Source organism: Pseudomonas oryziphila (assembly GCF_003940825.1).
GTDB lineage: Bacteria > Pseudomonadota > Gammaproteobacteria > Pseudomonadales > Pseudomonadaceae > Aquipseudomonas > Aquipseudomonas sichuanensis.
Map to the genome: position 1 here is coordinate 5,938,209 of NZ_CP034338.1, position 12,756 is coordinate 5,950,964.

12 protein-coding genes are annotated in these 12,756 nt (G+C 64.7%); 10 read left to right on the forward strand and 2 right to left on the reverse strand.

Features of this window, described 5'->3' with window-relative positions; genetic code table 11:
• Nucleotides 1–4 precede the first annotated feature (4 nt).
• On the reverse strand, nt 5–1,387 hold the full coding sequence (locus EJA05_RS27575; protein ID WP_125466065.1) for a glutamine synthetase family protein: 1,383 nt from the start codon (nt 1,385–1,387) through the stop codon (nt 5–7).
• 207 nt (nt 1,388–1,594) lie between these two features.
• On the opposite strand from EJA05_RS27575, the gene EJA05_RS27580 reads away from it, so the two are divergent.
• The 5 genes from EJA05_RS27580 to EJA05_RS27600 all read left to right on the forward strand — a co-directional run bounded on the left by EJA05_RS27580 (nt 1,595) and on the right by EJA05_RS27600 (nt 6,305).
• Nucleotides 1,595–2,467 (forward strand): LysR family transcriptional regulator, encoded by an 873-nt coding sequence (locus EJA05_RS27580; protein WP_110991991.1) that lies wholly within the window; start codon nt 1,595–1,597, stop codon nt 2,465–2,467.
• Between the two features lie 217 nt (nt 2,468–2,684).
• Nucleotides 2,685–2,948: a DNA-directed RNA polymerase subunit omega gene (rpoZ, locus tag EJA05_RS27585; protein WP_003253383.1), complete on the forward strand. Its 264-nt coding sequence runs from the start codon at nt 2,685–2,687 to the stop codon at nt 2,946–2,948.
• Nucleotides 2,949–3,007: 59 nt separating this feature from the next.
• Nucleotides 3,008–5,116 carry a bifunctional GTP diphosphokinase/guanosine-3',5'-bis pyrophosphate 3'-pyrophosphohydrolase gene (gene spoT, locus EJA05_RS27590; RefSeq protein WP_110991990.1) on the forward strand — a complete coding sequence of 703 codons (2,109 nt, stop codon included), beginning with the start codon at nt 3,008–3,010 and terminating at the stop codon, nt 5,114–5,116.
• A 23-nt stretch (nt 5,117–5,139) separates the two neighbouring features.
• Nucleotides 5,140–5,520, forward strand: a complete 381-nt coding sequence (locus tag EJA05_RS27595) for a RidA family protein (protein ID WP_110991989.1) — start codon at nt 5,140–5,142, stop codon at nt 5,518–5,520.
• Nucleotides 5,521–5,579: 59 nt separating this feature from the next.
• On the forward strand, nt 5,580–6,305 hold the full coding sequence (locus EJA05_RS27600; RefSeq protein ID WP_125861123.1) for a hypothetical protein: 726 nt from the start codon (nt 5,580–5,582) through the stop codon (nt 6,303–6,305).
• A 121-nt stretch (nt 6,306–6,426) separates the two neighbouring features.
• Here EJA05_RS27600 and EJA05_RS27605 read toward each other — a convergent pair whose 3' ends face one another.
• On the reverse strand, nt 6,427–7,284 hold the full coding sequence (locus EJA05_RS27605) for an SDR family oxidoreductase (RefSeq protein WP_125861124.1): 858 nt from the start codon (nt 7,282–7,284) through the stop codon (nt 6,427–6,429).
• A gap of 192 nt (nt 7,285–7,476) precedes the next feature.
• Here EJA05_RS27605 and exbB point away from each other — a divergent pair, with 192 nt between their 5' ends.
• The 5 genes from exbB to recG all read left to right on the forward strand — a co-directional run bounded on the left by exbB (nt 7,477) and on the right by recG (nt 12,706).
• A complete protein-coding gene (gene exbB / locus EJA05_RS27610) occupies nt 7,477–8,439 on the forward strand; it encodes a tonB-system energizer ExbB (protein ID WP_125861126.1) in 963 nt (320 codons plus the stop codon).
• A 3-nt stretch (nt 8,440–8,442) separates the two neighbouring features.
• Complete coding sequence (gene exbD / locus EJA05_RS27615; protein ID WP_110991985.1) at nt 8,443–8,871, forward strand: TonB system transport protein ExbD; 429 nt, start codon at nt 8,443–8,445, stop codon at nt 8,869–8,871.
• Nucleotides 8,868–9,602, forward strand: a complete 735-nt coding sequence (locus EJA05_RS27620; RefSeq protein ID WP_125861128.1) for an energy transducer TonB — start codon at nt 8,868–8,870, stop codon at nt 9,600–9,602. Before exbD ends, EJA05_RS27620 begins: the two co-directional genes overlap by 4 nt.
• Before the next feature lie 94 nt (nt 9,603–9,696).
• The gene (locus EJA05_RS27625; protein ID WP_125466070.1) at nt 9,697–10,623 is read left to right on the forward strand and encodes a hydrogen peroxide-inducible genes activator; all 927 of its coding nucleotides are present in this window, start codon (nt 9,697–9,699) and stop codon (nt 10,621–10,623) included.
• A gap of 4 nt (nt 10,624–10,627) precedes the next feature.
• Nucleotides 10,628–12,706 carry an ATP-dependent DNA helicase RecG gene (gene recG, locus EJA05_RS27630; protein ID WP_125861130.1) on the forward strand — a complete coding sequence of 693 codons (2,079 nt, stop codon included), beginning with the start codon at nt 10,628–10,630 and terminating at the stop codon, nt 12,704–12,706.
• Nucleotides 12,707–12,756 lie beyond the last annotated feature (50 nt).

Consider the following 12,756-nt stretch of genomic DNA (forward strand, 5'->3'; position numbering starts at 1 on the left):
GGGCTTACACCGTGTGCAGGTACCAGTTGTACTCGAGGTCGGAGATCGACACTTCGAACTCGGCCAGCTCGCTCTCTTTGCAGGCCACGAAGATATCGATGTAGTCCGGGCTGATGTATTGGTTGAGCACTTCACTGTCGTCCAGCGCGCGCAGGGCATCGCGCAGGTTGTTCGGCAGGCTTTGCTCCAGTTGCTCGTAGGAGTTGCCCTCGATCGGCGCGCCCGGCTCGACCTTGTTGGTCAGGCCATGGTGGATACCGGACAGGATCGCGGCGAGCATCAGGTACGGGTTGGCATCGGCGCCGGCCACGCGGTGCTCGATACGCACGTTGTCGCGGTTGTCGTTCGGCACGCGCACCGCCACCGTGCGGTTGTCCACACCCCAGCTCGGCGCATTGGGCACGTAGAACTGGGCACCGAAGCGGCGGTACGAGTTGATGTTCGGGCAGAGGAATGCCATCGACGCCGGCATGGTTTCCAGCACGCCGCCGACGGCGTGGCGCAGGGTGTCGCTTTCGAGCGGGTCGTCACTGGCGAAGATGTTCTTGCCGGTCTTCTTGTCGAGCAGCGAGATGTGCACGTGCAGGCCGTTGCCCGCCTGGCCCGGGTAGGGCTTGGCCATGAAGGTGGTGTCCATTTCATGGTCGTAGGCGACGTTCTTGATCAGGCGCTTGAGCAGGATCGCGTAGTCACAGGCCTTCAGCGGATCGGCGACGTGATGCAGGTTCACTTCGAACTGCGCCGGGGCGCTTTCCTTGACGATCGCGTCAGCAGGCAGGCCCTGCTCCTTGGCGGCTTCGAGCATGTCCTGCAGGCAGTCGGCGTACTCGTCGAGGTCGTCGATCAGGTACACCTGGGTCGATTGCGGGCGCTTGCCGGAGATTGGCGAACGCGGCGGCTGCGGGCGGCCGTTGAGGTTGTCCTGGTCGATCAGGTAGAACTCCAGCTCGAACGCGGCGCAGATATCCAGGCCCAGGTCGTCGAACTTGCTCACCACCTGGCGCAGCACTTCCCGCGGGTCGGCGAAGAATGGCGCACCGTCCAGCTCATGCATGGTCATCAGCAACTGGGCGGTCGGGCGCTTCTGCCACGGCTCGTCGGACAGCGTGCCGGGGATCGGGAAGCAGATGCGGTCGGCGTCGCCGATGTCCAGGCCAAGGCCGGTGCTTTCGACGGTCGAACCGTTGATGTCGAGGGCGAACAACGAGGCCGGCAGGTTGATGCCTTTCTCGTACACCTTGTGCAGGCTGGCGCGCTCGATGCGCTTGCCGCGCACCACGCCGTTCATGTCGGAGATCAGCAGATCGACGTACTGGGTGTCCGGATGGGCTTCCAGGAATTCATTCATCTCGCGGGAAGAACTGGCGCACGGGGAGACCGACGTCATGGCTGTACATCCTTTGATTCGGAGCGGCGATGTGGGGATACGGCTGACGCCTGCTAAGGCGACGATGGAATTACTGTTGTTCTTTTCACTGGCCCATCGTTGGGGGCTGGTTGCCGACCGGGTGCATTGATTCCTGGCGGCGGTTTCACTATAAAATGGCTTCAGCGCAACTAGACATTGGCAATTCGGCAAGCAGAGCGTGCACCAATGCAATATCAGATCAACCATGCGGACCTCTCACTGGTCCTGGCCCTGGAACGCGGCCGCTCCCTGGCAAAGGCTGCCGAACTGCTGAAGGTCGATGTTTCGACGGTGTTCCGCTCGATTCGCCGGCTGGAATCGGCGCTGGGCACCGCGCTGTTCGTCAAGAGCCGCAAGGGCTACCTGCCCACCGACACCGCCCAGGCCCTGGCCGAGCAGGCCGAGCGCGCCGAACAGGCGCTGGATGCCGCGCGCATCGCCCTGACCAGCGGCGAACAGGTGGTCAGCGGTACGGTGCGCCTGACCTGCACCGAGGCGGTACTGCACAGCTTGCTGCTGCCGGCACTGGCCGAGTTCATGCCCAACTACCCGGCGCTTTCGCTGGAAATGGGCACCTCCAACACCTTCGCCAACCTCAGCCGACGCGACGCCGACATTGCCCTGCGCCTGACCAACACACCGCCGGAGCACCTGGTCGGTCGCTGCCTGGGCTCGACCAGCTACGTGATCTGCGGCCGCCCCGAGCTGCGCGAGCGCCTCGACAGCTCGCCCACCAGCGTGCCGTGGATCGCCCCGGACGACTCCATGCAGGACCACGCCACCGTGGTCTGGCGCAACCAGCAGTACCCGGGGCTGAGCCCGCGCTACCAGTGCAGCGGCATGTCGACCATTGCCCAGCTGGTGAGCACCGGCCTGGGCGTGGCGGCACTGCCCGACTACATGGTCCACGCCCTGCCCGGCGTCGATGCGCTGAGCGGCCCGCTGCCCGGCTGCGATACCCAGCTATGGCTGCTGACCCGCCCGGATTGCCGCGCATTGCGCTCGGTGCAGACCCTGTTCGAGGAGCTGACCCCGCGGCTGCGCGACGCGATGCTGTGAGGCTGTTGTGTTCGTGGGCTGGGTGACGTTATTGTCAGCCTCCGGCTTGATGCTGTCTGTTCCGGCGCTTTCGCGGGACAAGCCCGCTCCCACGGGTGCTTGCGATAGGTCTCCAGAGAAAACAGTCCTTCCCTATTGGCTGGTGATTTTTTAAACTATCGAGTCCGCCTGCCCATTCATGGGCGCACGCCTACCGCATTTGCTACTGAGGAAGACCATGGCCCGCGTAACTGTTGAAGACTGCCTGGAACACGTGGATAACCGCTTTGAGCTGGTCATGCTCTCGACCAAGCGCGCCCGCCAGCTGGCTACCGGCGGCAAAGAGCCACGCGTAGCGTGGGAAAACGACAAGCCAACCGTTGTCGCCCTGCGTGAAATCGCCGAAGGCATCGTCACCAACGAATTCATCGCCGCCGAAGAAATCGTCACCGAGGATCCGGTATTCGCCGCGTTCGAGGACGAGAACAACGAGGCCGTCTGATTGATGCCCAGTCGACACCGTGCGGCGCAAGGCCCTCTTCTTTCGCAAGAGGTGAAACCATGCCGGGTATAGAAGCCCTCGCCGAACGGCTGTCGACTTATCTAGGCCCCGAACAGGTCAACCTGGTTCGCCGGGCCTACTTCTACGCCGAACAAGCCCACGACGGCCAACGCCGCCGCAGCGGCGAACCCTATGTGACGCACCCGCTGGCGGTCGCCAGCATCCTCGCCGACATGCACATGGACCATCAGAGCCTGATGGCGGCCATGCTGCACGACGTGATCGAAGACACCGGCATCGCCAAGGAAGCCTTGAGCCAGCAGTTCGGCGAAACCGTCGCCGAGCTGGTCGACGGGGTCAGCAAGCTGACCCAGATGAACTTCGAGACCAAGGCCGAAGCGCAAGCGGAAAACTTCCAGAAAATGGCCATGGCCATGGCCCGCGACATTCGCGTGATCCTGGTCAAGCTGGCCGACCGCCTGCACAACATGCGCACGCTGGAAGTGCTGTCCGGCGAAAAACGCCGGCGCATCGCCAAGGAAACCCTCGAGATCTACGCCCCCATCGCCAACCGCCTGGGCATGCACACCGTGCGCGTGGAGTTCGAGGACCTGGGCTTCAAGGCCATGCACCCGATGCGCTCCTCGCTGATCCACCGGGCGGTGAAAAGCGCCCGTGGCAACCGCAAGGAGATCGTCGCCAAGATCGAAACCTCGCTGGCCAACTGCCTGGCTGCCGACGGTATCGAAGGCGAGGTCAGCGGACGGCAGAAACACCTCTATGGCATCTACAAGAAGATGCGTGGCAAGCGCCGCGCCTTCACCGAAATCATGGACGTGTATGCCTTCCGCATCGTCGTCGACAAGGTCGACACCTGCTACCGCGTGCTGGGCGCCGTGCACAACCTGTACAAGCCGCTGCCGGGGCGCTTCAAGGATTACATCGCGATCCCCAAGGCCAACGGCTACCAGTCGCTGCACACCACCCTGTTCGGCATGCACGGCGTGCCCATCGAAATCCAGATCCGCACCCGCGAAATGGAAGAGATGGCCAACAACGGCATCGCCGCGCACTGGCTGTACAAGTCCAACGAGGAAGAGCAGCCCAAGGGCAGCCACGCCCGCGCCCGCCAGTGGGTCAAGGGCATCCTCGAACTGCAGCAGCGCGCCGGCAACTCGCTGGAATTCATCGAGAGCGTGAAGATCGACCTGTTCCCGGACGAGGTCTACGTCTTCACCCCCAAAGGCCGGATCATGGAGCTGCCCAAAGGCTCCACCGCCGTCGACTTCGCCTACGCGGTGCACACCGACGTCGGCAACAGTTGCATCGCCTGCCGAATCAACCGCCGCCTGGCGCCGCTGTCCGAACCGCTGCAAAGCGGCTCGACCGTGGAGATCGTCAGCGCCCCGGGCGCCCGCCCGAACCCGGCCTGGCTCAACTTCGTGGTGACCGGCAAGGCCCGCACGCACATCCGCCATGCCCTCAAGCAGCAGCGCCGCTCCGAGTCCATCAGCCTCGGCGAACGCCTGCTGAACAAGGTGCTGACCGGCTTCGACAGCAGCCTGGAGAAGATCCCCCAGGAGCGCATCCAGGCGATTCTCGCCGAGTACCGCCTGGAGCTGATCGAAGACCTGCTCGAAGACATCGGCCTGGGCAACCGCATGGCCTATGTGGTCGCCCGCCGCCTGCTGTCCGCCGACGGCGAGGAGCTGCCGGCACCGGAAGGCCCGCTGACGATCCGCGGCACCGAGGGCCTGGTACTCAGCTACGCCAAGTGCTGCACGCCAATCCCGGGCGACCCGATCGTCGGCCACCTGTCGGCGGGCAAGGGCATGGTCGTGCACCTGGAAGACTGCCGCAACATCAGTGAAATCCGCCATAACCCAGAGAAGTGCCTGCAGCTCTCCTGGGCCAAGGATGTCGCTGGCGAGTTCAATGTCGAGCTGCGCGTCGAGCTGGAACACCAGCGCGGCCTGATCGCCCTCTTGGCCAGCAGCGTCAACGCCGCCGACGGCAACATCGAAAAAATCAGCATGGACGAACGCGACGGCCGTATCAGCGTGGTCCAACTGGTGGTCAGCGTGCGCGACCGCGTGCACCTGGCCCGCGTGATCAAGAAGCTGCGCACCTTGACCGGGGTGGTCCGCATCACCCGGACGCGTGCGTAGTCCGCCAACCGCAAGGAGTCATCATGAGCAAGACTGTCATCACCAGCGACAAGGCCCCTGCCGCCATCGGTACTTACTCCCAGGCGATCAAGGCCGGCAACACTGTGTACATGTCGGGCCAGATCCCGCTCGATCCGAAAACCATGGAACTGGTTGAAGGCTTCGAAGCCCAGACCGTCCAGGTGTTCGAAAACCTGAAGTCGGTCGCCGAGGCCGCTGGCGGTTCGTTCAAGGACATCGTCAAGCTGAACATCTTCCTCACCGACCTGAGCCACTTCGCCAAGGTCAACGAGGTCATGGGCCGTTACTTCGAACAGCCCTACCCTGCCCGCGCCGCCATCGGCGTGGCCGCGCTGCCAAAAGGCGCCCAGGTTGAAATGGACGCCATTCTGGTCCTCGAGTAATACCCCCGGGTGACGGGCACCACGCCCGTCACCGCCCCTCCTGCCCCAAGGTTCTCCCCATGCGCCACGCATTGCCTCTGGCTTTGGCAGCCCTGCTACTGGGCGGCTGCGCCAGCCACAAACCCGAAGATTTCAACGGCACCTGGATCAACCAGGACGCCATCGACGCAGTCGTCAAAAGCGGCCGTGTGAGTGAGCCGCTGAACAAAAATGGCATCGAGCTCGAGTGGAAGCTGGATGTCGCCAGCCAGAAAGCCAGCTTCAGCAATGGCTTCGAAGCGGTCGACGGCCAACTCAGCGCCAACAAGAACAACTGGCAAGTCAGCTTTGCAGGTGGCCAGACCGAACAGTTGGTGCTGGATGGCGACGAACTTCGGGTCATCAACCCGGCAGGCGCAGAGCAGCACTTCGTACGCAGCGAAGCGGCAAGCAACACCCCGCTGGGTGGCAGCTTCGAAAAGGCGCTGTACAAAGCCTTCCTCGGCGGTGAATGGAAGATAGTCGAGGGCCAGGGCCAAGGCACTACCGTGCGCTTCAGTGACACCGGCAACGTCACCGGGTTGCCTGGGGTTGACCGCTTCGCCGTGTGCCTGGCAGGCGATTGCGCGACAATGGGCGGCGGCAACGACAGCATGTGGCTGGAACGCAACCAGCGCGGTGCGCCGTGGATCTTCAAGCGCGATGGCGACACCCTGGAGATCTTCCGGGCGGTAAACCGCGCCCAGTCGGACGAGATGCCCGAGCTGGCTGCCGGCGCCCGGCAGTGGGTGCTGGAGAAGAACTAACGCTCATCGCGGGGCAAGCCCGCTCCCACGGGCTTGCCTCAAGGGTTGGACTGGTGCCCAACTTCTGGGGGGGCAGTCCAGCCCGTGGGAGCGGGCTTGCCCCGCGATCAGGCCGGAAAATTCAATCGCGCCCTTGCAGGATCGCCGCATACCCTTCTTTGTAACTCGGATACTGCGGTACCCACCCCAACGCCTTCGCCCGCGCATTGCTGCAGCGCTTGCTGCCGGTACGCCGCACCCGCTGGTCATCCGACCATTCGGTGACGCCCATGTACTCACGCAGCCAGGCCACCACATCGGCCAAAGGCGCCGGGTCGTCGTCGACACCGATATAGCAGTCGTCCAGCACCACGCCACGGGCATCGGCCTGCAGCAGGTACGCCAGCAGGCTCGCCGCATCCTCGGCATGGATCCGGTTGCCATATAGAGGTGGTTCCTCGGCGACGCGATAGCCCTGCCGCACCTGGCTCAACAACCACTCACGCCCTGGGCCATAGATACCCGTCAGGCGCACGACACTGGCGGGGATGCCGCTGCCCAGGGCGAGCTGCTCGGCTTCAAGCATCACCTTGCCGGAATAGCCCTCGGGCTCGGTACTGGCAGTCTCGTCGATCCACTCGCCGTCCTTCTGCGCGAAAACGCTGCTGCTGGACACGAACAGCAGCCGCCGAGGCAGTTTGCCGCCGCGCTGCAGCCAGGCCAGTACATGCCGCAAGCCCGCGACGTAGGCCGCCTGATAGCCGGCTTCGTCATGCTGGCTGGCCGCCACGCAGTACACCAGGTAGTCCGGGTTGCGCTCGGGCCAGTCAGCCGGCATACGCTGGTCGGACAGGTCGGCGGCGATGGGTTCGACCCCTTTGGGCAACTGCTGGACCGAGCGCCGCAAGCCGCTGACCTGCCAGCCGAGGGCCAGCAGTTGGCGGGCCAGACGACTGCCGACATCACCACAACCTACGATCAAAGCAGATACGTCTGACATGCCAAAACTCCTATTCCTAAAGGGGCAGGCTATAGCGTTCTGGCGATAAACGGCTATACCAAGGTCAAAAAAAGCAATCACATTACTTTTGTTAACAAGAATTAATTGCAATAATGGCCGCCTTGTCTGTTCTCGGCCTGTTTCGAGGCCCTGGAGAACTCAATCTTTTCCTCTTCATCAGGTCCGGCCAGCATGACACGCACTCAACCTTCCGCTTCGCCAACCACGTCGCGCGCCTGGCGCGCCATTGCCGCGCTGATGTTCAGCCTGGTGCTGGCACCCGTGGCAATGGCCGATGAGCCAACCGCCACTGCCGCCACCCCGGCCGCCGCCACCGCCCCGGCTGCGCCAGCCGCTGAAGGCCAGGCACCGGTAGGCGCAACCGCGCCGGTTGACGCCCAGGCTCCGGTCGAAGAGAACGTGCAGCCGCTGGTCGAAGACACCTCGCTGGGCATGGCCCACGACCTGTCCCCATGGGGCATGTACAAGAACGCCGACGTGGTGGTGAAGGCCGTGATGATCGGCCTGGCCATCGCCTCGATCATCACCTGGACCATCTGGATCGCCAAAGGCTTCGAGCTGATGGGCGCCAAGCGTCGCCTGCGTGGTGAAATCGCGGCCCTGAAGCGCTCGGTGAGCCTCAAGGAAGCCAGCGAAGTCTCCAACAAGGAAGGCACCCTGGCCCACACCCTGGTGCACGACGCCCTTGAAGAGATGCGCCTGTCGGCCAACGCCCGCGAAAAGGAAGGCATCAAGGAGCGTGTCAGCTTCCGCCTCGAGCGCCTGGTGGCCGCCAGCGGCCGCACCATGAGCAGCGGCACCGGCGTGCTGGCCACCATCGGTTCCACCGCGCCGTTCGTCGGCCTGTTCGGTACCGTGTGGGGCATCATGAACAGCTTCATCGGCATCGCCAAGACCCAGACCACCAACCTTGCCGTGGTTGCCCCGGGTATCGCCGAAGCCCTGCTGGCCACGGCCCTGGGCCTGGTTGCAGCGATCCCCGCAGTGGTCATCTACAACGTCTTTGCCCGCTCTATCGCCGGCTACAAGGCGCAAGTATCCGATGCCTCCGCTCAGGTACTGCTGCTGGTCAGCCGTGACCTGGACCACCAAGGTGGCGAACGCGCCACCCCGCACATGGTGAAAGTGGGGTAAGCCATGGGCCTGCATCTGAACGAAGGTGGCGACGACCTCGCCGAGAACCACGAAATCAACGTCACGCCGTTCATCGACGTGATGCTGGTGCTGCTGATCATCTTCATGGTCGCCGCCCCCCTGGCCACGGTCGACATCAAGGTCGACCTGCCCGCCTCGACCGCCAAGCCGGCGCCAAGGCCGGAGAAGCCGGTGTTCGTCAGCGTCAAGGCCGACAAGAAGCTGTACCTCGGCGATGACCTGGTGGCCCAGCAGGACCAGCTTGGCGCGATGCTCGACGCCAAGACCAAGGGTGACAAGGAAACCACCATCTTCTTCCAGGCTGACAAAGGCGTCGATTACGGCGACCTGATGGAAGTGATGAACACCATGCGCGCCGCCGGCTACCTCAAGGTTGGCCTGGTCGGGCTCGAGACGGCAGCCAAGAAATGACGAAAACGCGCTCAAACATGGCGCGCTACGGCATCGGCCTGGCCATCGTGCTGGCCGTGCACGTGGTCGCCGTGGTGCTGACGCTCAACTGGTCGGTGCCCCAGGCCATCGAGCTGCCACCAGCAGCCATGATGGTCGAACTGGCACCGCTGCCCGAGCCCGCACCGCCGCCACCGCCGAAGGCCGCACCGAAACCGCCGACCCCGGTCGAGGAACCGCCACTGCCGAAACTGGCAGAAGCGCCAAAACCGAAAATCGCCATCCCCAAGCCGCCCAAGCCCAAGGCCAAGCCGCAGCCGCCCCAGCCTGAGAAAAAGCTTGAGCCGCCCAAGGACGAACCGCCGGCCAAGGACGACGTCGCGGATACCCCGCCGAGCAATTCGCCACCGCAGAAGTCGGCGGCACCGGCACCGAGCATCGCCTCGAACAGCAATGCCCTGCCGAGCTGGCAAAGCGACCTGCTGCGCCACCTGGCGAAGTACAAGAAGTACCCCGAGGACGCTCGCCGTCGCGGCTTGCAGGGCATCAACCGCCTGCGTTTCGTCGTCGACGCCGAAGGCAAGGTGGTCTCGTACTCGATGGCGGGTGGGTCGGGCAGCGCGGCGCTGGACCGGGCGACAATGGAAATGATCCGCCGGGCCGGCACGGTACCCAAGCCTCCGGCTGAGCTGCTGACCAATGGCACGATCGAAGTCGTTGCACCGTTCGTCTACTCGCTGGACCGACGCTGACGCTTTTGTTTCTGTCACAAAACGGCAAGTCTGATAACGTGCGTCTATCAATTGCAGCCGCTATGCTGGGGCCGCAACTTCATGGACGCACGTTATGACCCTCACCGAACTTCGCTACATCGTCACCCTCGCCCAGGAGCAGCACTTCGGCCACGCCGCCGAGCGTTGCCACGTCAGCCAGCCCACCCTGTCGGTCGGGGTGAAGAAGCTCGAGGACGAGCTCGGCGTGCTGATCTTCGAACGCAGCAAGAGCGCGGTGCGCCTCACGCCGGTCGGCGAGAGCATCGTCGCCCAGGCGCAGAAGGTCCTGGAACAGGCCCAAGGTATCCGCGAACTGGCCCAGGCCGGCAAGAACCAGCTGACTGCCCCGCTCAAGGTTGGCGCCATCTATACCGTCGGCCCCTACCTGTTCCCGCACCTGATCCCGCAACTGCACCGCGTGGCGCCGCAGATGCCGCTGTACATCGAAGAGAACTTCACCCACGTGCTGCGCGAAAAGTTGCGCAATGGCGAGCTTGACGCGGTGATCGTCGCCCTGCCGTTCAATGAAGCCGACGTGCTGACGATGCCGCTGTACGACGAGCCCTTCTGCGCGCTGATGCCGGCCGATCACCCGTGGACCGCGAAGAAGACCATCGACACCGCCATGCTCAACGACAAGAGCCTGCTGCTGCTGGGCGAAGGCCACTGCTTCCGCGACCAGGTACTGGAAGCCTGCCCCACCCTCAATAAGGGCGGCGAAGGCGCCAAGCACACCACGGTCGAGTCCAGCTCGCTGGAAACCATCCGCCACATGGTCGCCTCCGGCCTGGGCGTATCGATTCTTCCGCTGTCGGCGGTGCACAGCCACCACTACGCGCCCGGTGTCATCGAGGTTCGCCCGCTGACCTCGCCGGCGCCGTTCCGCACCGTGGCCATCGCCTGGCGCGCCAGCTTCCCGCGGCCCAAGGCCATCGAAATTCTTGCCGACTCGGTCCGCCTCTGCTCGGTGGCCAAGGCGCCCGTGGCACAACCGGCCTGACCCCATGACCGAGCTGTCGAATGTGCCGGTCACCGCGCTCAAGGGCGTTGGCGATGCCATGGCGGAGAAACTCGCCAAGGTAGGCCTGGAGAACCTGCAGGACCTGCTGTTCCACCTGCCCCTGCGCTACCAGGACCGCACCCGCGTGGTCCCCATCGGCCAACTGCGGCCAGGGCAGGACGCGGTGATCGAAGGTGTGGTCAGCGGCGCCGACGTGACCATGGGCAAGCGCCGCAGCCTGGTCGTGCGCCTGGGCGACGGCACCGGTGTGCTGAGCCTGCGCTTCTATCACTTCAGCAATGCGCAGAAGGAAGGCCTCAAGCGCGGCACCCACGTGCGCTGCTATGGCGAGGCCCGCCCCGGCGCCTCGGGGCTGGAGATCTACCACCCCGAGTACCGTGCACTGAACGGCGACGAGCCGGCAGCGCCGGTGGAACAGACCCTGACACCGATCTACCCGACCACCGAAGGCCTCACACAGCAGCGCTTGCGCCTGCTGTGCCAGCAGAGCCTCGGTCAGCTCGGGCCGCGCAGCCTGCCCGACTGGCTGCCCGACGAGCTGGCCCGTGACTACCAGTTGGCGCCACTGAGCGACGCCATCCGCTACCTGCACAATCCACCGGCTGACGCCGATGTCGATGAGCTCGCCGAAGGCCAGCACTGGGCCCAGCACCGCCTGGCCTTCGAAGAGTTGCTGACCCACCAGCTGTCCCAGCAGCGCCTGCGTGAAAGCCTGCGCAGCCTGCGCGCGCCGGTGCTGCCCAAGGCCACTCGCCTGCCCGCGCAGTACCTGGCCAATCTGGGCTTCAACCCCACGGGCGCCCAGCAGCGGGTCGGCAACGAAATCGCCTACGACCTCAGCCAGCCCGAACCGATGATGCGCCTGGTACAGGGCGACGTCGGCGCCGGCAAGACCGTGGTTGCCGCCCTCGCCGCGCTGCAGGCGCTGGAGGCCGGTTATCAGGTCGCGCTGATGGCGCCCACCGAGATCCTCGCCGAACAGCACTTCATCACCTTCAAGCGCTGGCTCGAACCGTTGGGCATCGAAGTCGCCTGGCTGGCCGGCAAGCTCAAGGGCAAGGCCCGCGCCAACGCCCTGGAGCAGATCGCCGGCGGTGCGCCGATGGTGGTCGGTACCCATGCGCTGTTCCAGGAAGAGGTGCGCTTCAAGCACCTGGCCCTGGCGATCATCGACGAACAGCATCGCTTCGGCGTGCAGCAACGCCTGGCCCTGCGCAAGAAGGGCGTCAACGGCGAGCTGTGCCCACACCAGCTGATCATGACCGCCACCCCGATCCCGCGCACCCTGGCCATGAGTGCCTACGCCGACCTGGACACCTCGATCCTCGACGAGCTGCCGCCCGGGCGCACGCCGGTCAATACCGTGCTGGTGGCCGACAGCCGCCGCTTCGAAGTGGTCGAACGGGTCCGCGCCGCGTGCGCCGAGGGGCGCCAGGCCTATTGGGTATGCACGCTGATCGAAGAGTCCGAAGAACTGACCTGCCAGGCGGCCGAAAGCACTTTTGAAGACCTCGGCAGTGCCTTGGGCGAATTGCGCGTGGGCCTGATCCACGGGCGCATGAAGCCCGCGGAGAAGGCTGCGGTGATGGCTGAATTCAAGGCTGGCAACCTGCAGTTGCTGGTGGCCACCACGGTCATCGAGGTCGGCGTGGACGTACCCAATGCCAGCCTGATGATCATCGAGAACCCCGAGCGCCTGGGCCTGGCCCAACTGCACCAGTTGCGCGGCCGGGTTGGCCGGGGCAGCGCCGTGAGCCACTGCGTGCTGCTGTACCACCCACCGCTGTCGCAGATCGGCCGCGAGCGCCTGGGCATCATGCGCGAAACCAACGACGGCTTCATCATCGCCGAAAAGGACCTGGAACTGCGCGGCCCCGGCGAGATGCTCGGGACCCGCCAGACCGGCCTGCTACAGTTCAAGGTCGCCGACCTGATGCGCGACGCCGACCTGCTGCCGGCCGTGCGCGATGCCGCCCAGGCCTTGCTGGCGCGCTGGCCACACCACGTCAGCCCGCTGCTCGACCGCTGGCTACGCCACGGCCAACAATATGGCCAAGTGTGACGGCCGTCCCAATACAGAACCAGCTTGCCGATCAGGCTGGTTATACTTCG